The organism is Streptomyces sp. NPDC058620 (assembly GCF_042717135.1).
Lineage (GTDB): Bacteria > Actinomycetota > Actinomycetes > Streptomycetales > Streptomycetaceae > Streptomyces.
On sequence record NZ_JBHXQO010000009.1, the window covers coordinates 163,263 to 185,786 of the forward strand.

Annotated in this window: 20 protein-coding genes and 1 pseudogene; 16 read left to right on the forward strand and 5 right to left on the reverse strand. The window is 68.1% G+C overall.

Features of this window, described 5'->3' with window-relative positions:
- Nucleotides 1-281 precede the first annotated feature (281 nt).
- From ACFWSK_RS12560 to ACFWSK_RS12585, 6 genes are all read left to right on the forward strand, one after another.
- Nucleotides 282-650 carry an STAS domain-containing protein gene (locus tag ACFWSK_RS12560; protein ID WP_383783937.1) on the forward strand — a complete coding sequence of 123 codons (369 nt, stop codon included), beginning with the start codon at nucleotides 282-284 and terminating at the stop codon, nucleotides 648-650.
- A gap of 192 nt (nucleotides 651-842) precedes the next feature.
- A complete protein-coding gene (locus ACFWSK_RS12565; RefSeq protein ID WP_383783939.1) occupies nucleotides 843-1,334 on the forward strand; it encodes an ATP-binding protein in 492 nt (163 codons plus the stop codon).
- 185 nt (nucleotides 1,335-1,519) lie between these two features.
- Nucleotides 1,520-2,185, forward strand: coding sequence for a peptidase (locus ACFWSK_RS12570; protein ID WP_383783941.1), 666 nt, complete (start codon nucleotides 1,520-1,522; stop codon nucleotides 2,183-2,185).
- Nucleotides 2,186-2,255: 70 nt separating this feature from the next.
- Entirely contained in the window at nucleotides 2,256-3,242 is a 987-nt protein-coding gene (locus ACFWSK_RS12575) for a hypothetical protein (protein ID WP_383783943.1), read from the forward strand.
- Nucleotides 3,239-4,342 carry a hypothetical protein gene (locus ACFWSK_RS12580; RefSeq protein ID WP_383783945.1) on the forward strand — a complete coding sequence of 368 codons (1,104 nt, stop codon included), beginning with the start codon at nucleotides 3,239-3,241 and terminating at the stop codon, nucleotides 4,340-4,342. Before ACFWSK_RS12575 ends, ACFWSK_RS12580 begins: the two co-directional genes overlap by 4 nt.
- A 14-nt stretch (nucleotides 4,343-4,356) precedes the next feature.
- Entirely contained in the window at nucleotides 4,357-5,751 is a 1,395-nt protein-coding gene (locus tag ACFWSK_RS12585; protein WP_383784054.1) for a hypothetical protein, read from the forward strand.
- Nucleotides 5,752-5,831: 80 nt separating this feature from the next.
- Here the strand turns inward: ACFWSK_RS12585 and ACFWSK_RS12590 are convergent, their stop codons facing one another.
- Nucleotides 5,832-7,319 (reverse strand): oligopeptide:H+ symporter, encoded by a 1,488-nt coding sequence (locus ACFWSK_RS12590; protein WP_383783947.1) that lies wholly within the window; start codon nucleotides 7,317-7,319, stop codon nucleotides 5,832-5,834.
- A 487-nt stretch (nucleotides 7,320-7,806) separates the two neighbouring features.
- Here ACFWSK_RS12590 and ACFWSK_RS12595 point away from each other — a divergent pair, with 487 nt between their 5' ends.
- On the forward strand, nucleotides 7,807-8,484 hold the full coding sequence (locus tag ACFWSK_RS12595; protein WP_362844067.1) for a response regulator transcription factor: 678 nt from the start codon (nucleotides 7,807-7,809) through the stop codon (nucleotides 8,482-8,484).
- A gap of 15 nt (nucleotides 8,485-8,499) precedes the next feature.
- Complete coding sequence (locus ACFWSK_RS12600) at nucleotides 8,500-9,765, forward strand: ATP-binding protein (protein WP_383783949.1); 1,266 nt, start codon at nucleotides 8,500-8,502, stop codon at nucleotides 9,763-9,765.
- 239 nt (nucleotides 9,766-10,004) lie between these two features.
- Here ACFWSK_RS12600 and ACFWSK_RS12605 read toward each other — a convergent pair.
- Nucleotides 10,005-10,443 (reverse strand): annotated as a pseudogene (locus ACFWSK_RS12605) (GtrA family protein); the annotation flags it as partial.
- Nucleotides 10,444-10,617: 174 nt separating this feature from the next.
- Here ACFWSK_RS12605 and ACFWSK_RS12610 point away from each other — a divergent pair.
- From ACFWSK_RS12610 to ACFWSK_RS12620, 3 genes are read left to right on the forward strand one after another with little or no spacing between them, the layout of a single operon-like run.
- The gene (locus tag ACFWSK_RS12610) at nucleotides 10,618-11,757 is read left to right on the forward strand and encodes a 5-(carboxyamino)imidazole ribonucleotide synthase (RefSeq protein WP_383783951.1); all 1,140 of its coding nucleotides are present in this window, start codon (nucleotides 10,618-10,620) and stop codon (nucleotides 11,755-11,757) included.
- The gene (purE, locus tag ACFWSK_RS12615) at nucleotides 11,754-12,290 is read left to right on the forward strand and encodes a 5-(carboxyamino)imidazole ribonucleotide mutase (protein ID WP_383783953.1); all 537 of its coding nucleotides are present in this window, start codon (nucleotides 11,754-11,756) and stop codon (nucleotides 12,288-12,290) included. Before ACFWSK_RS12610 ends, purE begins: the two co-directional genes overlap by 4 nt.
- 6 nt (nucleotides 12,291-12,296) lie before the next feature.
- On the forward strand, nucleotides 12,297-13,490 hold the full coding sequence (locus tag ACFWSK_RS12620) for a dipeptidase (protein ID WP_383783955.1): 1,194 nt from the start codon (nucleotides 12,297-12,299) through the stop codon (nucleotides 13,488-13,490).
- Between the two features lie 53 nt (nucleotides 13,491-13,543).
- Here the strand turns inward: ACFWSK_RS12620 and ACFWSK_RS12625 are convergent, their stop codons facing one another.
- Entirely contained in the window at nucleotides 13,544-14,887 is a 1,344-nt protein-coding gene (locus ACFWSK_RS12625; RefSeq protein WP_383783957.1) for a UDP-glucose dehydrogenase family protein, read from the reverse strand.
- A 230-nt stretch (nucleotides 14,888-15,117) separates the two neighbouring features.
- Here ACFWSK_RS12625 and ACFWSK_RS12630 point away from each other — a divergent pair, with 230 nt between their 5' ends.
- Nucleotides 15,118-16,275 (forward strand): acyl-CoA dehydrogenase, encoded by a 1,158-nt coding sequence (locus ACFWSK_RS12630; protein WP_383783959.1) that lies wholly within the window; start codon nucleotides 15,118-15,120, stop codon nucleotides 16,273-16,275.
- Between the two features lie 200 nt (nucleotides 16,276-16,475).
- Here ACFWSK_RS12630 and ACFWSK_RS12635 read toward each other — a convergent pair whose 3' ends face one another.
- Nucleotides 16,476-17,651 (reverse strand): tyrosine-type recombinase/integrase, encoded by a 1,176-nt coding sequence (locus ACFWSK_RS12635; protein WP_383783961.1) that lies wholly within the window; start codon nucleotides 17,649-17,651, stop codon nucleotides 16,476-16,478.
- 124 nt (nucleotides 17,652-17,775) lie between these two features.
- Here ACFWSK_RS12635 and ACFWSK_RS12640 point away from each other — a divergent pair, with 124 nt between their 5' ends.
- The 3 genes from ACFWSK_RS12640 (at nucleotide 17,776) to ACFWSK_RS12650 (ending at nucleotide 19,015) form a co-directional block, all read left to right on the forward strand.
- Nucleotides 17,776-18,318: a hypothetical protein gene (locus ACFWSK_RS12640; RefSeq protein ID WP_383783963.1), complete on the forward strand. Its 543-nt coding sequence runs from the start codon at nucleotides 17,776-17,778 to the stop codon at nucleotides 18,316-18,318.
- A gap of 74 nt (nucleotides 18,319-18,392) precedes the next feature.
- Nucleotides 18,393-18,566: a helix-turn-helix domain-containing protein gene (locus ACFWSK_RS12645; RefSeq protein ID WP_383783965.1), complete on the forward strand. Its 174-nt coding sequence runs from the start codon at nucleotides 18,393-18,395 to the stop codon at nucleotides 18,564-18,566.
- Between the two features lie 20 nt (nucleotides 18,567-18,586).
- Nucleotides 18,587-19,015 (forward strand): hypothetical protein, encoded by a 429-nt coding sequence (locus tag ACFWSK_RS12650; protein WP_383783967.1) that lies wholly within the window; start codon nucleotides 18,587-18,589, stop codon nucleotides 19,013-19,015.
- Between the two features lie 473 nt (nucleotides 19,016-19,488).
- On the opposite strand, the gene ACFWSK_RS12655 is transcribed toward ACFWSK_RS12650, so the two are convergent.
- Nucleotides 19,489-20,214 carry a hypothetical protein gene (locus ACFWSK_RS12655; RefSeq protein WP_383783969.1) on the reverse strand — a complete coding sequence of 242 codons (726 nt, stop codon included), beginning with the start codon at nucleotides 20,212-20,214 and terminating at the stop codon, nucleotides 19,489-19,491.
- A 772-nt stretch (nucleotides 20,215-20,986) separates the two neighbouring features.
- Between ACFWSK_RS12655 and ACFWSK_RS12660 the strand changes: the two genes are divergently transcribed.
- Nucleotides 20,987-22,204 carry a phage major capsid protein gene (locus ACFWSK_RS12660; protein WP_383783971.1) on the forward strand — a complete coding sequence of 406 codons (1,218 nt, stop codon included), beginning with the start codon at nucleotides 20,987-20,989 and terminating at the stop codon, nucleotides 22,202-22,204.
- Nucleotides 22,205-22,524: the final 320 nt, after the last annotated feature.

A 22,524-nucleotide genomic window follows, 5' to 3' on the forward strand; every position in this document is an offset into this window, starting at 1 on the left:
GTTTCTCCTCCATCGTTCTCGGCATATGGCTGCCGATGCCCATACGTGTTCCTGCGGTGAAGCGGCGCCTCCAAAGCCACGAAATTCGGTATCCCCCTACCCTTACCCGGTTCCTGCTGCGACTTACAAGCTCCAAATCATGTATTATGTCCGCTTTGTTCAGGTCTCCGGCTACCGCGTGGCGTACGGAACGCGTACTGTTTTACGAACGTCGGCGATAGCTAGGCAGACAGCCGCGCAGAAATCCGCGCGGGCGGGACGGACGACGAAGAGGAACGGGCATGGACCGCGGGACGGTCGGCAGTGCGAATCGGGGTCGGCTTCAGGTCGACGTCCGGACCGAGGGGCACACCGAGGTTGTGACACCGGTGGGTGAGCTCGATCACCACACCGCCGATCTGCTGCGTGAGCCGCTCGAGAGTGCGGTCGAGCAAGGGCGCGTGCGCCTGGTGGTCGACTGCTCGCGACTCGAGTTCTGCGATTCCACCGGGCTGAACGTGCTGCTCGGTGCCCGGCTCAAGTCGGAGGCGGCCGGTGGCGGTGTCCACCTGGCCGGTATGCGTCCCGTCGTGGCTAGGGTCTTCGAGATCACCGGGGCCGATGCGGTTTTCACCGTCCACGCCTCACTCGAAGACGCTCTCAGACCCTGACCACGGCACACGCTTCACGACCTCGGGCGCCACTCTTGTTGCTCCCGTCACGTGATCGCGTGGACCAAGTGGGTGTTGTCACGATTCGGCCGGGCAGAAGACATCCTGGTGGCGAACTGACAGCTCGCACACTCTGTATCTGATCAGTATCCGTTCAATGGCGACTCGGTGAATCGGTGAGGTGAAGCGCTGATGAGCACCACCCGGCAGCATCCGCCGGGCGACCTCGGCCGCGAGCCGGACGGCGCGGGCGAAGCCTCCGCCGCTCCGGCGGACCGGCAGTGGCGCACGATCTCACTGCGGGGGGCCAGCGGCATCGTGCCGATGGCCCGCGATTTCGCCCGGCAGGCACTGTACGACTGGGGCTGGCTCCCGGCCGCGGGTGCCGACCGGCGTGCCGCCGCCGAGGACGTGCTGCTGGTCGTCTCCGAGCTGGTCACCAACGCGTGTCTGCACGCGGGCGGCCCCGAGGAGCTGCGCATCGCGTGCACGCCGAAGGTGCTGCGGGTCGAGGTCGTCGACCAGGGCGCGGGCGAGCCCGCGCCGCGCACCCCGCACCGGGCGGGACGGCCCGGCGGTCACGGAATGTTCATCGTGCAGCGGCTCTGTCTGGACTGGGGCGTCACGCGCGCGCCCGACGCGCCGGGCAAGACCGTCTGGGCGGAGCTGGCCGCGCCCGCGTGATGTCCACCGGGCCGTGCCCGGATTCGTACACCCAAGGAGCACACCGGATCGGTGTGCTCCTTTGTCTTCCCTCCAAAAGGCCCCAGGCGTACCTTGGGCGCCAAATCTGATGCGTCGTCAGTAAACCGCGGCCGTACGGAACGTCACGGCCCGCTCGGCGACTCCCGGCATGAGGGGAACTCGAGGTGTCGAACCAGAAGAGGACAGCTCTCGCTGCGGTGTCAGTGGCGGCCGGCGCGGTGGTGCTGATGACCGCACCCGTGGCCCACGCCGAGGTCGTGGACGTCAACTACCAGTGCCGGACGCCGATCGGGCCCAAGGGGGCGGTGTCGCCCATCGACATCAAGGGCGTCAGGAGCGGTGGTGGCTACACGCTCACCATGTCCTTCCAGAAGGGCGTCTCGTCCAGCCCGGTGGAGCTGGGCAAGGGCGCCATGAAGCCGAGCGCGGTGATCGAACTGGGCGGCGCCGAGAGCGGAGAGGTCCAGGTCACCGGGGCGGCGAACACCGCGGCCGTCCCCGCCAACACCCCCATCAGGATCAGCGACTTGTCGGGGACGTACACCCCGAAGAAGTCGGGCAAGGTCACGTTCACCGCGGGGGTGCTCACCATCAAGGCGCTCGGTACGACCACGATCTGCACGCCGAAGAACGACCCCAAGCACTCCCTGGAACTCGACGTGACGGGCGCGACGGCCTCGCAGGACGCCCCGGCGGGCGGCGGCGAACTGCCGAGGACCGGCCCCCTCGACTCTGCCGCCGCGCTCGGCACGCTCGGCGGCACCGTCCTGCTGACCGGCGCGGCAGGCGTGCTGTGGCTGACCCGGCGCGGACAGCGCGCCACGGGCTGACCCGCACCCCTGCCGGACGCACCGCCCCGGACGCCACACCGCCGCACGCACCCGCACCAGGGAGCCGCCCATGTCGCTGTCGACCGGCCACGCCGCCCGAGCGGCGCTCGCCGTACTCCTGTGCGCCCTCGCCGTCACCCCGGCGGCCGGAGCCGACCGCCCGGACGCCGCCCCGCAGGGCTGGTCCGCGGGGCCGGCCGGCGGCGGCGGGCGCCCGGGCGACGAGGGCCGGCCTTACTTCTACCTGGAGGGCGCCCCCGGTGCCGTACTGGAGGACCGGCTCGCGGTGACCAACCCCGGGCGCGCCCCCGTCACCGTGCGGCTGCGGGGCGCCGACGCGTACGACACCGGCGGCGGGGGCTTCGCCGCGCGTGGGACGAAGCGCTCGACCGGCACGGGCGCCTGGCTGCGGCTCGCCTCGCGCGAGGTGACCGTCCCGGCCAGGACCCGCGCCGAGGTCCCCTTCGCCGTCACCGTCCCGTCCGGCGCGACACCCGGTGACCATCCCGGCGCCGTCCTCGCCGTGAGCGGGGGGCGCGAGGTGGGCGTGCGCGTGCACCTGCGGGTGAGCGGGCCGACTCTGGCGGCGCTCACCGTCGAGGACGTCGCCGTGTCCGGGCGGAGCATCCGGTACGCCCTCGTCAACCGGGGCAACGTGGCCCTCGTGCCCCGCCTGGCCGTCAGCGCCGAAGGGCTGACCGGTGCGTTCCCGCGTTGGCGGGCCCGCACACTCCCGGTGGAACTCCTGCCCGGCCAACGGGTCGAACTGACGGAGCCCTGGCCCGACGCCCCCGCCTTCGACCGGGTCACCGTCCGGCTGAGCGTCACAGCCGCGGGCGGGGCGCGCGGCGAGGCGTCGGCAACGGCGGTGTACGTCCCCCGGGTCCCGCTGACCGGTGGCGCGCTGCTGGTGCTCGTGGCGATCGGCGCGGGCGCGTACGCCCTGCGGCGACGCGGACCCCGCGAGGCACCGGGCGACGACCCGCCCGGCCCGCACCCGGTCCACCGAACAGGCACCTCCGACCGGTACTTGGCGAAGGCAGGAGCGCACTCGTGACCAGAACGTCCGGACCGGCACTCCGCCGGCGCGACAGCGGCCGGGCCGCCGTGCGGCTCCTCGCCCTGCTGCCCGCTTTGCTGCCCGCCCTGCTGCCCGCCCTGCTGCCCGCCCTGCTGTCCGTCCTCCTGCTCCTGCCCGCTCCCGGCGCCTCGGCCGCGGAAGGCGAGCCCGCCGTCACGCTCTCCGCGCAACAGGCGGGCAAGGGCGGCGAGATCACCGTCAGGGGCCGTGGCTGGCGCCCCGGGACGCTGCTGATGATGCTGATCTGCGGACAGGCCACGCCCGCCGAGGGCGTCATCGGCGGCACCAACTCCTGCGCCAACGCGGACGGACGAGCCGTCACCACCGACAAGGCTGGCGCCTTCGCGAAGGAGATGCCGGTCGCCGAGCCTCCCGTGCCCTGCCCGTGCGTGGTGCACGTCGCCACGGTCACCGGCGAACAGGCCACCGCCGACGCGGTGTTCGAGGTCGCGGGGCACCCGGCCGCCCCGCTGCCCCGGCAGACCGGGGGCGGAAGGCTCGCCGTGCTGGCGACCACGCGCCTGGCGGGTGACAGCGGGCTGCTGACCTGGTTCGGTGCCCCGGCCTCCCGGAAGCTGGTCTTCACGGTCGGCAACCTCGGCTCCGCACCGGTGAAGGACCCCGTCTTCGAGATCGGCACCGCGCACGGCGTCTACGCCCCGCAGTGGGAGGAACGGCAGTGGCGCGGCACCGTCGCACCCGGCCGCAAGGCGCAGATCGAGCTGCCCGTCGAACTGGCAGCGGGCGCGCACGGCGACTACCAGGTCTCCCTGCGCTACGGGACGAAGGTGCTGGCCGAGCAGCCGTGGCGGGTGGGCCGCCCTTGGGGCGTCACGCTCTTCTGGGTTCTTCTGTGCGTCGTCGTGCCGGCCGCCGTCTTCCGTATCGGCATGGCGGTCGTCGACAAGGTCCGGCCCCGCCCCGGCCCGGGCCTTCCGCGCGTCGCGCGGCACCGCCCCCGGCGACGCACCGGGGCCGCCGCGCCCGTGAGCACCACGACCACGGCCTCGCTGCCGTGGTTCACCCCGGATTCCGCACCGTCAGAGAACAGACCCACGACGAAGGGACATTCGTGAGCACGCAACGGAGGATGAGCGCGGCGGGAGTCGCGCTGATGCTCGGCGGGGCGGGGATCGTACTGGCCGCGAGTCCAGCCCTGGCCGCCGACGTCTCGTACGCGACGGAGTGCGTTCCGCCCCCGATTTCCGGGCTGCCACCCGTCCAGGGCACCACCAAGGTGCAGCTGACCGCCCCGGCGGAGGCGAAGGTCGGGGACGAGATCGAGGTCGTCTGGAAGACGGTCGGGGCCGCCTCCAGGAACCCCGACGTCCTGGACCTGGACAAGGACACCGTGAAGCCGACCGGCACGGTCGGGCTGGGCGGGACGGCGAGCGGTGAACTGAAGCTCGAAGGGCCCCGGCAGAACCCGCCGATCCCCAAGAACAGTCCCATGGTGCTGCCCGATATGAAGGGCACGCTGAAACTGGAGAAGGCGGGCGAGCTCACGCTGACGCCGGGCGCCTACAACATCAACGTGTCCAAGCCCATCTCCACGGACACCAAGTGCGCCCCGAAGGAGGCGGTCCAGCCGGGCGTCACCATCAAGGTGACGGAGGGTGGCGGCGGTACGACAGCGGGCGGCACGACGTCCGGCGGCACGACGTCCGGCGGCACCACGTCCGGCGGCACCACGTCCGGCGGTACGACGGCCGGCGGCACGACAGCGGGCGGCACCACCGCGGGAGGCACCACCGCGGGAGGCACGACGGCGGGCGGCACGACGTCCGGCGGCACCACCGCCGGTGGCGGCGATGCCGGTGGTACGGACTCCGGCGGCACCGGCGGCGCTACCGACTTCGAGGGCAAGGAGGTCGCCGTCGCGTACACCTGCAAGACCCCTATCGGGGACAAGAACGCCACCTCCCCGGTGAAGATCAACGCGAAGAGGAGCGGCGGCGGCTACGCCCTCACGGTGAAGTTCAGCAAGTCCGTGATGGACAGCCCCATCGACATACCCGCCGACTCGGTGAAGCCCTCCATGGAGGTCAGGCTGGGCGGCGCGGACAAGGGCACCGTCCACGTGGATGGCCCCACGAACAAGGCGCCCATCAAGGGCGGCGCACCGATCGAGATCCCCGACCTCACGGGCACGTACAAGCCGGGCGCGAGCGGGAAGTCCACGCTCAGCCCGGGTGTCCTCACGGTCGCGGCGCTCGGTACGACCACCACGTGCACCCCGCCGGCCGGGGTGGCGGTCTCGCTGGAGCTCGACACCGCGGCCCAGCCGGGCGGTGCGTCCGGCGGCGGATCGGCGGGCGCGGGCGCGTCCGGCGGCGGTATGGACTCCGGCGGCGGCCTCGCGGCCACCGGGGCCGAGGAGGACGGCGCACTGCGCGCGCTCGGGCTGGTCGCCGGCACGGCGATCCTGCTCGGCGGGGCGGTGTTCACCTTCACCCCGTGGCGCAGGCTGCGCGGAATCCGCTGACCGAGGACACGACGACGGAGGGCCGCCGCACCGGGATCGGTGCGACGGCCCTCCGTGGGCGCTACGGGGAGGTACGCGAATCAGCGCACGTTGCCCATGAGCTCCTTGACCTTGCCGCGGTACATGAAGATCGCGATACCCGCGAGCACCGCGAGCGCGGCCTGGAGGGCGACCACCCCGGTGCCGTTGAGCTCGACCCCGGCGATGGACAGCAGACCCGTGGTGCAGTCACCGGCCGTCACGGCCAGGAACCAGACACCCATCATCTGGCTGGCGTACTTGGCCGGAGCCATCTTCGTGGTGACGGAGAGGCCGACCGGGGAGAGCGTCAGCTCGGCGACGGTCTGGATGAAGTAGATCGCGACCAGCCACATCGCGGCGGCCTTGTGGCCGTCACCCGCGATCGTCAGGGGCAGCAGGAAGACGAAGAACGACGCACCGACCAGCACCAGACCGGAGCTGAACTTCACGATGGTGCTCGGCTCCTTGCCCCGCCGGTTCAGCGCCAGCCAGAAGGCGGCGAAGACCGGGGCCAGGGCCATGATCAGGACCGGGTTGACCGACTGGTACCAGGAGACCGGGAAGTCCCAGCCGAGGACCGAGTTCTCGGCCGAGGACTCGGCGAAGATCGCCAGCGTCGAACCGCCCTGGTCGTAGATCATCCAGAAGATGGCGGCGGCGACGAAGAACCAGATGTAGCCGGACATCTTCGACTGCTCGGCGGTGCTGAGGTCCTTGTCGCGCTTGATGCGCGCCAGGACGACCACCGGAATGACCAGACCGGCGACGGTGATCGGGACCAGGAGCCAGTTGAGCGTGTAGACGCCGGTGACGACCGTGCCGATGTAGAAGACGGCGGCGACGCCCATCCAGATCATGGCCTTGCGCAGGGTCGACGCGCGCTCGGCCGCGTCCAGCGGCTTCGGGACGACGAGGCTGCGCTCGTTGAGGTGACGCGTACCGAGCAGGAACTGAGCGACGCCCAGGCCCATGCCGAGTGCGGCGATCGCGAAGCCCAGGTGCCAGTTGACGTTCTCACCGATGGTGCCGATGACCAGGGGCGCCGCGAAGGCACCCATGTTGATGCCCATGTAGAAGATCGTGAAGCCACCGTCGCGGCGCGGGTCGTCCGGGCCGTCGTAGAGGTGGCCGACCATCGTCGAGATGTTGGACTTCAGCAGACCGGAGCCGATCGCCACCAGTCCGAGACCGGCGAAGAAGGTGCCCTCGGACGGCAGTGCCAGCGTCAGGTGGCCGATCATGATGATCCCGCCGGCGATGGCGACGGTCTTGCGCGGACCCCAGACACGGTCACCGAACCAGCCGCCGGGCATGGCGAGCAGGTACACCAGGGACAGGTAGACCGAGTAGATCGCGGTGGCCGTACCCGCGTTCATGTCGAGCCCGTTGGGGGCGATCAGGTAGAGCGGGAGGAGTGCGCGCATTCCGTAGTAGCTGAAGCGCTCCCACATCTCCGTCATGAAGAGAGTGGCCAGGCCGCGGGGGTGGCCGAAGAAGGTCTTACCGCCGGTCGTACTGACGGAATCCTTCGTCAGGCTGGAAGCCATGGTCGATCCTTGCTGGTCGGGACGCGTCGCCTCGTGAGCGGTACGCGCCCGGTGGGGGGTGGCCGGCACCGGCGTGGCCGTGCCCCACCCCTCCACTCGAAGGGGACTCGCTCAGGCCACCGCTCTCCGTAGGGAGTCGATGCCGGAGTCAAAAGGAGCCGACCGCATCGGGATCCACACCCGGCACGCGAGAGCGCACCGGGCCCGGCCCACAGGTCATCCACCCTCAAGGCCGGCGGGTGCCGGCCCGCACAGAAAAGTGACCCCTGGCGCTCAAACTTGCCCAAAGGTCCTTCAGTAGTGCATCAGGCGTCGGAACACCTTACGACACGACAGTGCGGCATATGAAAGGACTTGAGACATGGATCACAGGTGATATTGGAACCAGGCTCGCATATTCGAAGGTCCACAGAGAGTTCGCTGCCCAGGTACAGAGGGCTTCACGCGCACCTCACCCCCCGCCCTCCGTGCGGACTACCATCACTCCATGACCCGTGTACTGCTCGCCGAGGACGACGCGTCCATCTCGGAGCCACTGGCCCGCGCACTGCGTCGGGAGGGTTACGAGGTCGAAGTCCGGCAGGACGGTCCGACCGCGCTGGATGCCGGACTCCAGGGCGGCATCGATCTCGTCGTTCTCGACCTGGGGCTGCCCGGCATGGACGGCCTCGAAGTCGCCCGCCGGCTGCGCGGCGACGGACTCGCCGTACCGATCCTGGTGCTGACCGCCCGCGCCGACGAGGTCGACACCGTGGTCGGTCTCGACGCGGGAGCCGACGACTACGTCACCAAGCCCTTCCGCCTCGCCGAACTGCTCGCCCGGGTCCGGGCCCTGCTGCGGCGCGGTGCCACCGAGCCCGCCGTGCAGCCCGCCACCCACGGCGTCCGGATCGACGTCGAGTCGCACCGGGCCTGGATGGGCGAGGAGGAACTTCAGCTCACCGCCAAGGAATTCGATCTCCTGCGCGTCCTCGTCCGGGACGCCGGCCGGGTCGTCACCCGCGACCAGCTGATGCGTGAGGTCTGGGACACGACCTGGTGGTCCTCGACCAAGACGCTCGACATGCACATCTCCTGGCTCCGCAAGAAGCTCGGCGACGACGCCGCCAATCCCCGCTACATCGCGACGGTGCGGGGCGTCGGCTTCCGGTTCGAGAAGAGCTGACGTACAGAGACAGTCATGCGCCGTCGACTGATCAATTCCACGCTCGCCGTGGTGCTCGTGGTGATCGCCGTCTTCGGCGTCTCCCTCGTCCTGGTGGAGAGCCGCACCATCAGCAGCAGTGCCCAGGAGAGCGTCGACTCCGAGGCGCTGCGGCTGATCAGCGTCGTCGACAGCCGGCTGCTGGGCGAGGAGCGGATCACCGCGGGCGTCCTGGCCGAGCAGGTGGACTCCAACCGCTACGCACGGGTCGAGATCCCGGGCCGGGCTCCCATCGAGGTCGGTGAGCGCCCCAGCGGCAGCGTCATCCGCAGTTCGGCGACGGGGGAGCAGGGCGAGAAGGTCACCGTCGAGGAATCCGGGTCGGCCGTCACCCGTGAGCTCGGCCGCACCCTCCTGATCATCGGCGCGGTGGCGCTCCTCGCGATCGTCTCCGCGGTGCTCCTCGCCGTACGCCAGGCCAACCGGCTGGCCTCACCGCTGACCGACCTCGCCGAGACGGCGGAACGTCTCGGCTCCGGCGACCCGCGCCCCCGCCACAAGCGGTACGGGGTCCCTGAGCTGGACCGCGTCGCCGACGTCCTGGACTCCTCTGCCGAGCGGATCGCACGGATGCTGACGGCGGAACGGCGCCTCGCCGCCGACGCCTCGCACCAGCTCCGCACCCCGCTGACCGCGCTCTCCATGCGGATCGAGGAGATCTCCGTCACCGAGGACCTGGAGACGGTGAAGGAGGAGGCCCACATCGCCCTGACACAGGTCGAGCGGCTGACCGACGTGGTGGAGCGGCTGCTGACGAACTCCCGCGACCCGCGCACCGGCTCCGCCGTCGTCTTCGACCTCGACGAGGTCGTCAAGCAGCAGATCGAGGAGTGGCGCCCCGCCTACCGCAGCGCGGGCCGCGCGGTCGTCTGCTCGGGCAAGCACGGACTGCGGGCCGTCGGCACCCCCGGCGCGGTGGCACAGGTGCTCGCCGCGCTGATCGAGAACTCGCTGATGCACGGCGGCGGCACCGTCGCCCTGCGCACCCGTGTCACGGGCAACCAGGTGGTCATCGAGGTGACGGACGAGGGCCCCGGAGTGCCCGCCGACCTCGGTGCGCGGATCTTCGAGCGCACCATCAGCGGACGCAACTCCACCGGGATCGGCCTCGCCGTCGCCCGGGACCTCGCGGAGGCGGACGGCGGCCGGCTGGAACTGCTTCAGCAGCAGCCCCCGGTCTTCGCCCTCTTCCTCAGCAGGGTCGCCAGGAAACGCAAGGACCAGGACCGCCCGGTGCGCTGACCGGTCTCAGTTGCGAACGGGGCCGGACTCCACCCGCGAGACCTGCTCGACCAGCGGAACGGGCGGCGTCTGTGAAGTCGACGGCGTCTGCGAAACCGGCGGCGTCTGCGGTGAGGCCGCCTCCTGCGGCACGTCCGTCCCCTGCGGCTCCCGCACCTTCCGCGGCTCCTCGGCCACCTCCGGCGCCTGCGGCGCGGCTTCCACCGGCGCCGGAGCGCTCCCCGGGGTCAGCGCCGTCTCTTTGGCGGGCAGCGCCCGGAACACCCAGGTCCGGTACGACCAGAAGCGGAACAGGGTCGCGATCCCGATTCCGACGATCTTGAAGATGTTGTTCTGGAGCGGGGTGTCCCAGCCGCCCCAGTACGTCGCCGCGTACAGCACCCCGACCTCGATCACCGCACCCACGGCGCTGAACGCCAGGAAGAGCATCAGCTCCCGGGTCCGGCGTCTCTTGTCACGGTCCCGGTACGTCCAGTAACGGAAGCCCACGTAGTTGAAGAGGATGGCCACGCAGGTCGCCATGAGACCGGCCCGGACCACCGGAATGTCCGTGGTGCGCCAGATCAGGTTGGAGACCGCGATGTTGACCAGCACGCCGACCGCGCCGACCGCGCCGAACTTGGCGACCTCCCGGCCCAGCAGATCGATGCGGGCCCGCAATGCGCCACGTTCGTCCATGGTGATCGCTCAGCCCCGTCCGCTCGGTTTCGTCAACCCGGCCATGCTAACCAGCCCTCTCGTGTGATGCCTGTGCGTCCTGTGGAGGGTGGCGATGCTGTGACGTGCGCCCGCTGTCGGGCCGCCGCCGGTCCGCCGTCCGGGGAGCCCCGGCGCGGCGGATACTCTGGAGGGGTGACGTTCCCGGTAGTCGGCATGGTCGGCGGCGGTCAGCTCGCCCGTATGACCCACGAGGCGGGTATCCCCCTCGGCCTGAAATTCAAGCTCCTCAGTGACACCCCCCAGGACTCGGCTGCCCAGGTGGTGAGCGAAGTCGTCATCGGCGACTATCGCGACCTGGACACGCTGCGAGCCTTCGCGCGCGGCTGCGACGTGATCACCTTCGATCACGAGCACGTCCCCACGGAGCATCTGCGGGCCCTGGAGGCGGACGGCATCCCCGTCCGTCCCGGCCCCGACGCCCTGGTGCACGCCCAGGACAAGGGGGTGATGCGGGCCAAGCTCACCGAGATCGGTGCGCCCTGCCCCCGCCACCGCCTCGTGGAGGACCCGGCCGACGCCGCGGCCTTCGCGGCCGAGGTGGGCGGTTTCCCCGTGATCCTCAAGACGGTCCGCGGCGGCTACGACGGCAAGGGCGTGTGGGTCGTCCGCTCCGAGAAGGACGCGGCCGAGCCGTTCCGGGCCGGCGTTCCCGTCCTCGCGGAGGAGAAGGTCGACTTCGTGCGGGAGCTGGCGGCCAACATCGTCCGCTCGCCGCACGGCCAGGCCGTCGCCTACCCGGTCGTCGAGTCGATCCAGGTCGACGGCGTCTGCGACACGGTCATCGCCCCGGCCCCCGAGCTGGACGAGCGCCTGGCGGGCGAGGCCCAGCAGCTCGCCCTGCGCATCGCCGCCGAGCTCGGAGTCGTCGGCCACCTCGCCGTCGAGCTGTTCGAGACCCGCGACGGTCGCATCCTCGTCAACGAACTGGCGATGCGCCCGCACAACTCCGGGCACTGGACCCAGGACGGTGCGATCACCTCGCAGTTCGCCAACCACGTGCGGGCCGTCCTGGACCTCCCGCTCGGCGACCCGCGCCCGCGCGCCACGTGGACGGTCATGTGCAACGTCCTCGGCGGGGACTACCCGGACATGTACCAGGCGTACCTGCACTGCATGGCCCGCGACCCGCAGCTCAAGATCCACATGTACGGCAAGGACGTGAAGCCCGGCCGCAAGGTCGGACACGTCAACACCTACGGCGACGACCTGGCGGACGTGCGGGAGCGCGCCCGGCACGCGGCCGACTACCTGCGAGGAACAATCACCGAATGACCTCCCCCGGTACCGCCCCCGTCATTGGCATCGTCATGGGCTCGGACTCCGACTGGCCCGTCATGGAAGCAGCCGCGAAGGCCCTCGACGAGTTCGAGATCCCCTACGAGGTCGATGTCGTCTCCGCCCACCGCATGCCGCGCGAGATGATCGCGTACGGCGAGGAGGCGGCCGACCGCGGTCTGAAGGCGATCATCGCGGGCGCCGGCGGCGCGGCCCACCTGCCCGGCATGCTCGCCTCCGTGACCCCGCTGCCCGTCATCGGTGTCCCGGTCCCGCTGAAGTACCTCGACGGCATGGACAGCCTGCTCTCCATCGTGCAGATGCCCGCCGGAATCCCGGTCGCCACCGTCTCGGTCGGCGGAGCGCGCAACGCGGGCCTGCTCGCCGCCCGCATCCTCGCCGCCCAGGACAGCGAGCTGCTGGCCCGGATGAAGGACTTCCTGAGCGAACTGAACGACCAGGCCACCGAGAAGGGGAAACGGCTCCGGGCCAAGGTCGAGGGCTCCGACTCCTTCGGCTTCGGGAAGTAGGGGACCGTGGACCACCTGGACCGGGCCCGGGAACTCCTCGCCGCCCACCCCGTCGTCGACGGCCACAACGATCTGCCCTGGGCCCTGCGCGAACAGGTCGGCTACGACCTGGACGCCCGGGACATCGCCACCGACCAGACCGGCACCCTGCACACCGACATCCCCCGGCTGCGCGCCGGCGGCGTCGGAGCGCAGTTCTGGTCGGTCTACGTCCGCAGCGACCTCGCCGGTGACGCCGCCGTCAGCGCCACCCTCGAACAGATCGACGTCGTCGCCGAGCTGCTGGCCCGCTACCCCGCGGACCTGCGGCGCGCGCTGACCGCCGACGACATGGAGATCGCCCGCGCCGAGGGCCGGATCGCCTCCCTGATGGGCGCCGAGGGCGGCCACTCCATCAACAACTCGCTGGGCACCCTGCGCGCCCTGCACGCGCTCGGCGTGCGCTACATGACGCTGACGCACAACGACAACATCGACTGGGCGGACTCGGCGACCGACGTCCCGCGCATCGGTGGCCTGTCGGCGTTCGGCCGCGAGGTCGTACGGGAGATGAACCGCATCGGCATGCTGGTCGACCTCTCCCACGTGGCGGCCACGACGATGCGTCAGGCGCTCGCCACCTCCACCGCGCCGGTGATCTTCTCGCACTCCTCGGCCCGCGCGATCTGCGACCACCCGCGCAACATCCCCGACGACGTGCTGGCCCAGCTCCCCGCCAACGGGGGCGTGGCCATGGCGACCTTCGTACCGAAGTTCGTCCTCCCGGCCGCCGTCGCCTGGACGCTGGCCGCCGACCGCAACATGCGCGAGCACGGCCTGCACCACCTGGACACCACCTCGGCGGCCATGCGCGTCCACGCCGACTTCGAGGCGGCCTACCCGCGCCCCGAGGCCACCGTCGCCACGATCGCCGACCACCTCGACCACATGCGCGAGGTCGCCGGCATCAACCACATCGGCATCGGCGGCGACTTCGACGGCACGGCCTTCCTCCCGGAGGGCCTGCGGGACGTCGCCGGCTACCCGAACCTGATCGCGGAGCTGCTCAGCCGCGGCTGGTCCGACGCCGACCTCGCCAAGCTGACCTGGCGCAACGCGGTCCGGGTACTGCGCGACGCGGAAGCGGTCGCCCGCGACCTCAGCGCCCGCTACGGCCCTTCCCACGCCACGATCGGCGAAGTGGACGGGCACACGGTCTGAGACGTCCGGGGTACGGACCGGGCACTGCCGGGCCCGTACCCCCCGTCCCGCCCCTACGCCTTCGGCCGGCCCATCGCCCGGTACGTCCACCCCGCCTCACGCCACACCACAGGATCAAGCGCGTTGCGCCCGTCCAGAATGATCCGCCGCGCCGCCGCCTCGCCCAGCTCCGCCGGGTCCAGCTCACGGAAGGCGCGCCACTCCGTCAGGTGCAGCACCACATCCGCGCCGCGCACCGCGTCGAGTGCCGAGTCCGCGTACGCGAGCGTGGGGAAAAGCCGCCGGGCGTTGTCCATGCCCTTGGGGTCGTACACCGTGACCTGGCCGCCCTGAAGGTGGATCTGACCGGCCACGTTGAGCGCGGGCGAGTCCCGTACGTCGTCGGAGTCCGGCTTGAACGTCGCGCCGAGCACGGCCACCCGCTTGCCCAGGAACGAATCGCCGCCCACGGCCTCCTGGGCCAGCTCGACCATGTGACCGCGGCGCCGCATGTTGATCGAGTCGACCTCGCGCAGGAAGGTCAGCGCCTGGTCCGCGCCGATCTCACCCGCGCGGGCCATGAACGCCCGGATGTCCTTGGGAAGGCAGCCGCCACCGAACCCGATGCCCGCCCGCAGGAACTTCTTCCCGATGCGGTCGTCGTGCCCGATCGCCTCGGCGAGCTTCACCACGTCACCGTCGGCCGCCTCGCAGACCTCGGCCATGGCGTTGATGAACGAGATCTTGGTCGCGAGGAACGAGTTCGCGGACGTCTTGACCAGCTCGGCGGTCGGGTAGTCCGTCACCACGAACGGCGACCCTTCCCCGACCGGCCCCGCGTACACCTCGCGCAGCAGCTTCTCGGCCCGCTCGCTCTGCACCCCGACGACGATCCGGTCCGGGTGCAGGGTGTCCTGGACGGCGAAACCTTCCCGGAGGAACTCCGGGTTCCACGCCAGCTCGGCATCGGCGCCCACCGGCGCCAGCTCCGCGAGCCGCTTCGCGAGCCGTGCGGCGGAGCCCACCGGCACGGTGGACTTCCCGACGACGAGGGCGGACCGGGTCAGCTGCGGTGCGAGCGACTCGAAGGCGCTGTCCACGTAGCTCATGTCGCAGGCGTACTCGCCGTGCTTCTGCGGAGTGTTCACGCAGACGAAGTGGACGTCACCGAAGGCCCCCACTTCCTCCCAGGAGGTGGTGAACCGCAGTCGCCCGGTCGAGCCCTCGATCCCCGCGACGTGCTTCTGGAGGATCTCTTCGAGCCCCGGCTCGTACATCGGCACCTTGCCGGCTGAGAGCATCTCGATCTTCTCCGGCACGACGTCGAGCCCCAGGACGTCGAAGCCCAGCTCCGCCATGGCCGCGGCGTGGGTGGCGCCGAGGTAGCCGGTGCCGATCACAGTGATCTTGAGGGCCATCGAGTGCTCCTGGGAGATACGGACGGGCGTGCGGAGCCGAGCATAGTCGGGCTCCTGAACCCGGTTTTTCCCCCACCCGTCCGCCACCCGCCGCAGGCCCTTCGGCTACATGCCCCGTTTGCCCCACCCCTGTCACCAAGCTCACGCACCGGTTGCGTATGCCATTGCCGGGGCGGCCCACTAAAATTGGGTTACTTAACGGTAGTTAGCACATTTGGGGAGTGAGAGTCTTGGCGGGTTCGACCGATTTCGACCTGTACCGTCCGGCGGAGGAGCACGACATGCTCCGCGAGACGGTCCGCTCGCTCGCCGAAGCGAAGATCGCCCCGCACGCGGCAGCGGTCGACGAAGAGGCCCGCTTCCCGCAGGAGGCCCTCGACGCTCTCGTCGCCTCCGACCTGCACGCCGTCCACGTGCCGGAGGAGTACGGCGGCGCCGGTGCCGACGCGCTCGCCACGGTCATCGTCATCGAGGAAGTGGCCCGCGCCTGCTGCTCCTCCTCCCTCATCCCGGCCGTGAACAAGCTGGGCTCGCTCCCGGTGATCCTCTCCGGCTCCGAGGACCTGAAGAAGAAGTACCTGGGCCCGCTCGCCAAGGGCGACGCGCTGTTCTCGTACGCCCTCTCCGAGCCGGACGCCGGTTCGGACGCGGCGGGCATGAAGACCAAGGCCGTCCGCGACGGCGACTTCTGGGTCCTCAACGGTGTGAAGCGCTGGATCACCAACGCGGGCGTCTCCGACTACTACACGGTCATGGCCGTCACCGACCCGACGAAGCGCTCCAAGGGCATCTCGGCGTTCGTCGTCGAGAAGTCCGACGAGGGCGTCTCCTTCGGCGCCCCGGAGCGCAAGCTCGGCATCAAGGGCTCCCCGACCCGCGAGGTCTATCTCGACAACGTCCGCATCCCCGCCGACCGCATGATCGGCGAGGAGGGTACGGGCTTCGCCACCGCGATGAAGACCCTGGACCACACCCGCATCACGATCGCGGCCCAGGCGCTCGGCGTCGCGCAGGGAGCCCTCGACTACGCCAAGGGATACGTCCAGGAGCGCAAGCAGTTCGGCAAGCCGATCGCCGAGTTCCAGGGCGTGCAGTTCATGCTCGCGGACATGGCCATGAAGATCGAGGCCGCCCGCCAGCTGACGTACGCGGCCGCCGCCAAGTCGGAGCGCGGCGACAGCGACCTCACGTTCGCCGGCGCCGCGGCCAAGTGCTTCGCCTCGGACGTCGCGATGGAGGTCACCACGGACGCGGTCCAGCTGCTCGGCGGCTACGGCTACACGCGGGACTACCCGGTGGAGCGCATGATGCGCGACGCGAAGATCACGCAGATTTATGAAGGCACGAATCAGGTCCAGCGGATCGTGATGGCGAGGAACCTGCCGTAGCAGGGTTTTCGCAGGTCAGACGCCTTTCCGGTGATCCCGGAGCAGTGATCGGTTTCCGGTCCGTTCGGGTCCGTTCCGGGCCCTTCCTGGGCGTCATGCTGGGGGAATCCTGGGCGGGCACTGGCCCCGGAACGGGCGCTGACCTGCATAAACGACAAGGCCCCCGGCGTGATGCCGGGGGCCTTTCGTATGGGGCAGGGTCAGGCGACTTCGTCTCGCTCCGTGGGGTCGTCCGCGTCGGGTGTCAGCATGGTGGCGATGGCTGCGCGGCCTCGCTGCTCGGCACCCTCGAAGAGGTAGTGATAGTGCTCGCGGAGCACGTCCGTGCTGCTGTGACCCATCCAGTCGGCCACATCGTTCTCAGGGACGCCCGCATAGAGCAGCCGGGACCCGTAGTAGTGCCGCATGGAGTGCGGCTTGCAGTAGGTCACCTCTCCCTTCGTCAGGGCGACCAGCCAGATTTGCCGGTAGAAGTACGAGGCGTACAGGTACCCGGTTCGAGTGAGGTTGGGGAACAACAGGCGCTCCGATCCCCATACGCCGTGGTTCTTGATGTGCCTGCGCAGCTCGAAGGCCACGTTCGGCGGAAGGGGCACCACTCGCCCCGGCTCCTCTTCGTCGCGGGCCTTGATGTGCCGCCGCTGTAGTGCGCTGTTCTTCCCCGACTCAGATTCGCCGTCCTCCGCTATCTGGAAATCGACGCGTAGGACCTCGGCCTGGAAGTCGATCTGATCGCGTGAGACCGCCATGGCCTCGCCGATCCGGAGACCGCATCCCGCCATGAGCCAGAGCATCGCCCGATATCGGGGCGGGGCCCCGTTCAGCATGGCCAGAACTTCCCGAGTCGTCAGCCGCCGGGCGTTGCTCTTGTGCTCGCGTATTTCCTTGGCACGGCTGCCTGCGTGCCTGATCTTCTTGCACGGATTGCGACCGATGATCTCGTTGGCTACGGCCCAATCCATCATCCCGGAGAAGAACGAGAACCGCTGGCGCCGAGTCCGCGCAGAGAGGTTCCTGTCCTGCTCCATCCACAGCAGCCATTGTTCAATGTCCGCGACCTTCAAGGACACGATGGAGCGGGCCTTGAAGAACGGTTCCAGGGTCGTGTTCTGGATCGATCGGTACTGCTTCTTGGTGCTGTTCTCCAGCTTCCTTTGCTGGGTCCACTGCTCCCAGACCGCCGTGACGGGCTGCTTCCCCAACTTGTCGTCCAGATAGGTCCCCGCGTCTAGCTCCTGCTCCTTCCGCTTCCGGTGGTCGTCGGCGCGCTTCTTGGTCTCGAACGACTTCTGACGCTGCTTCCCGTCCGGGTCGTACCAGAACGCCGTCCACTTCTTCGCGTCGTCCTTGGATCGCGCCACCCATGCCCTTGCCACGCTTGCCCCGGCCTTCCCGTCGTGGGCCCCACCTGTCGTGGCTGGCCGCGGCCACAGTTTGCACACGACCCACCCTGGGTTGTCAACACAGGGTGGGCCACACTCGGTGGTGTATGGTCGGGGTATGCGAGAAGACGAGAGCGGATTCGAGATCACTCAGCAGCAGGGGGGCTGGGTGATCCGGATGTGGTGGCCGGAAGGGCCGATTACGGGAGGCCCGCAGCGCATGACCGTGGAGCCAGCCGAGGAGGCCGAGCCTCGCGACGTTGTGCGCGGCATCTCCACGACTGTGCTCCGCAGGCTCGACATCGCGGCTGCGGTGAACGTGGCCAAGATGGCACCGAAGGCCCAACAGACCCTTGAGGACGTCACGCGGGAACTGGACGCCTCGGGGGAGGCCGCTGGCCGCCTCCTGGCGGCTGATGGCGTCTCGGACCGGTACCTGGCATTGCTGGCGGCGACGTACGCCGACATGGCCGAGAGTGGCGCCCCGGCGCCGGTCCCGTGGCTTGCGCGACTGATCGAGCGTCGCCCGGAAACAGTTAAGGACCACTTGAAGAAGGCGCGACGGGACGGCTACCTGGGCACCGTGGCGGGCAAAGCCGGGGGGGAAGTGACTGAGAAGGCCAGGGCAGTGTTGAAATCCATTGCGAGTACCGAGAGTTAGCCCGGTCCGTAGTTCCCGAAATTCATATCCCGATGGCCCCGAGGTGACTCGGGGCTTTCTCATATCCGGAGGTCATGTTGGTTAAGTTGTGGACGGTCGCCGAAGTGGCCGAGTTCCTGAGCAAGCCCCGAAGCTGGGTGTACGACAACTGGCGCGATGAACAGATTCCGTTCCGGAGGGTGGGTCAATCCCTCCGGTGCCGACCGAGCGACCTGGATCGCTGGCTGGATGCCCAGGGGGCCGAGTGAGGCTCTCTTGGGGAAAGCTCATGAAGCGTGGGGCGGAAAATGCCGCGTCGTCCGCTTCTCTTGGTGCAGATTTTCGGCTCTTTCTTCTCGTTACTTCCCGAGCTGGCGCAGGCGGTCACGCCTCTTTCGCCGCAGGCGAGATAGTCGAGGCGCTGCCGAAGTACAACAGAACTTCTGGGGAAATCGGAATCTTTGGGGAGAAGTACCTGCGAAACCTAATCATGGCTGGTGTGGACGCGGGCCTGTATGCGCCAGGCTCTTCCACTCAATGCATTGTTCTACCGATGGGCGTGTACGACATCGGGGCGAAGTACAAGGCTAGGCCGTGCCAGATACACGGGCACAACATGAGCTATCTCGGAGGATGGATAGACACCGAGGAGATGGAGCGGACGCTAGGTGAGCGAGTTCGCAGAGAATCCATAGTGTCTGTCCGAGAGAATAAATAGTTCCCCGATCGGTCCTTCCCGGAACTATTGGTTCCTCGCGTAAGCGCGTGACCTGCGCTTTCCCCAGGTGTCTTCTTATACAGACACTCATGTCCCCTGGCCGAAGGAAGGTAGGCCAGGCAGACAGCACAACCAAGGGCGCCCCGTCGAGGGTGCCCCCTTTTTTTTTCTAGCAAGAGGCGCCCCCTCGAAGGGGCGCTCATCTATTGGAGTAGCTACGCCTATGTCTATGTGCAGCCGCTGCAATCGGCTCTATCCAGTCGGCTCACGATGGGAGCCGTGCACCAAGGCCGGAGCGAAGTGGCGGGAGCAGATGAGAAAGCACACGCGCCCTTCGCCCTGGGCCCGCGGATACAACACTCAATAACTGAAAGCTCGGGCCGCGATCCTCGCAGCTAACCCTGTCTGCTCTATCTGGTATTCCCGGCCGGCTACGGCCGACCACATTGCTCCCCTGCGCCGAGGCAGGGAGCCTAGGTGGGATCGGCTTCCGGTTCAGGTACCGCAGTATCACCAGAGCGCGCTTCACTGCTCGCTCGCTCAATCGCCGCCTGCCGGTGTCGCTCTCGCGTCAGCTCACTTCGCACCTCCTTCAAAGTTTTCGACATCTCACGCAAAGCCTGTACTCCATCAGTAAGACCATATTCGCTCACGGATAGGAGCTTCCGGCGAACCGAAAGGTCGAGAATATAGGTCAGAGGCTCCTGCCGCCTTCCGTGAGCATCATCAAAATGAACAGTAGCGATGTATCGCGAAGGCAGATCCGTAGCTTGGCGCTCTGGAGCGGAGTCGAAGAGTGCGGTAAATCGCTTCCTTGGTGGAAGCGATGGAATACCCTGCGCTATCAGAGGAGCATCCTTCAGTGGAAACCCCGTATCATCCAAAGTCGAAGAAAACGGAGGGTCAACAACTATCCTGACGTTCGTCGCGAGAGTCTGCCCCATGTTCTCGACCACGAAGTCGATGCCCTGTCGCATTGCAGGATTGTCTTGGAAGTCAACGACAACGAACGGCTGAGCCTGTTCCTCTCGCAACTGTCGAGCCAAGGTGACTTGCTGGCGCGCGTAGAGCGCAGCCAGCAGGGCGATCACCACTGCCAGGAGAGTCAGTACGGTCGACGCGACGGACGCAGCGGCAGACCAGTCGTCCGGCTTCCAGGAGCCGAAGTCGGCTGCTAGCACGGTAAGGGCGCTTGTCATGGCGCCAGGCTAGGGCACCATCTCGCGAAGGTTCAGGCGAACCGGTGGCCCTTGCTTGCTCCCCCCTAGGCCAGGCTCCAAAGGATCTTGGCTCCATTCTCCGCACCCGCCGCCTTCCCTCGGCGTGAGCGCGCGGGGGTTAGCCCGAAGCCGTGGGTCCGAAACCCGGCCAAGGCTCAATTGGGCAGTGACCGCCGTCACTCTCGTTTCGGTGCGGTTTCCGCGCCGATAACAGGTCTACGAATGATGTAGCAACGGGAAACTTCGACTCCCGCCGGATCGGGATCGGGGAAACGTGGCACGGGCGGTGTTGCGGAAAACGGCCCGGCACTAATGGTTTGACTCCAAAGGCCATGGGTGCCGGGCCGTTTGCGCTAACGCTCGCACGCGTGAACCGCTGTGAGGGGACAGGGAATATGAATAAGGCAGTAACGCTTAAGTGCTGGACTTGCGCTAGACCATTTGAAATTAAGGCCGGCCCGGGACGACCACGTCGGTACTGCAATGAAAAATGCAAGTACCTTGCCCGCGTAGCGGTCCGCCGAGTTCGCTACGTCGCCAGGCTCGAAGAGCAACGGATAGCGCATCTTGATAGCCAGGGGATTTGCATATAACCCGCTGACAACCGAAGCGGGAAGCTTCGGCAAGTGACAACTTTCCCGCCCTGGCGGAAGAACTGCATCACCGCCCCATCTTCAGCCGCCCCACCCATTTCCGGTGCCGGGCGGTTTTTTTATGCCGTAATCCGGCTACAAACCATGAAGGAACCTGAATGAAGACTGAGCTTCGCAAGATCTTTGACTCTGCCGAATCCGAGGACCGGGGCCTTTCGGCCCGCGAGATTGCTGCCGTCATCAACTCCATTCCGGCCGAGGAACGCATGGCACGAACCGAGATCCTGGCAGCGGTCAACGGAGCAGAGGGGACGGAATCCCCGGAAACCCGTAGGGCTATTGCGGAAACTCTGAAGCACATGGATATGCGTGCTACGGACGCCCGGGAAGACCGGTCGCGTATCAATCATGAGAATGAGGTTCGCAGCCTTCTGGCCGCGAACTCCGGAGTCCTAACTCCGGTCAGCCGTGAAGCCCTCGACTCTAACCCGTGGCGCTCTCTCGTTCCGTCCCTGAGTGAGTACCGCGCCATTTCCGGCGGTGTTGCTTCCGAAGGCGGATATACAGTTCCGTCCGAGGTGTCCGGTAAGTACATCGACGCACTCAAGGCTAAGTCGACGTTCCTGCGCGGCCTGCCCGAAGGCAGCGTGATTCCCTTCGCCTCTGCCACCTTCTCGGTTCCTCAGCTTGTCTCTTCGGCCGGTGCTGACTATGTCGCCGAGGGGCAGGTTATCCCCGAGGGGCAGATGGTTTGGGGTGAAGTCAAGTTCACCGCGAAGAAGATTGGCGAAGTGCAGTGGGCCTCGGTAGAGGTGCTTGAAGACTCGGCTGTTGATCAGCGGCGAGTCATCGCCGACAACCTGCTTCGTGATGCTTCGCTTAAGTTCGACAGTGACGCCTTTGTCGGTTCGGGTACCAACCCGATTAAGGGAATCCTGTCGCAGGGTATTACAACGACCCTCGGAGCTGGCAAGGTAACCGTCACCTATGACGACCTGGCCGACGCCGTGGCACGGATCGAGTCGACCAACGGAACCCCGTCTGTGGTGTGGGCCTCGGTTGATATGGCTGCGGCTCTCCGCAAGGAGAAGGCTTCCGGCTCCGGTGTTTATCAGGGCGGGTCTCCGACCGACGCCCCGGCTTCCACCGCATGGGGATTCTCCATCCTGTCGAGCGCATTTTTGCCCGCGAAGACTGTGATCGTCTCGGATGCGTCCCGCGTCGTGGTTGGCCTGCGACGTAACGCTACGATCCGAATCAGCGAGGACGCGCGCTTCGATAAGGACCAGGTTGGCTTCAAGCTGACCATGCGCATGGCTGGTGTTTCTGTCGCCGAGGCTACTTCGGTGCAGGTCATCAAGGCCGCTACCAGCTAGGCTTCCACGTACATTGCCCCCAATCCTTAACTGGATTGGGGGCTTCTTCGTATTTCCCGATGAGCGTAGATTGGGCCCCGCCCAATGCCCGGCCGGCTGGCGCCTAGGCGGAAATTCGATCCAGGGCATCCAGGCAAATGGCAATGCCGACTCTTGCCGCTTACCAGCGAAAGCCGTCTAGGTCACCGCCTGCACACTCAGGGCAAAGCACCTTCGTCCACCCCTTGCACGTCGAGCAACCGCCGAAGCCCCCGCACCCTGGACACCACACAGACCGGGAACCGAAGCACTCCCCACAGATGGTGGCGTTCGCGCTCATC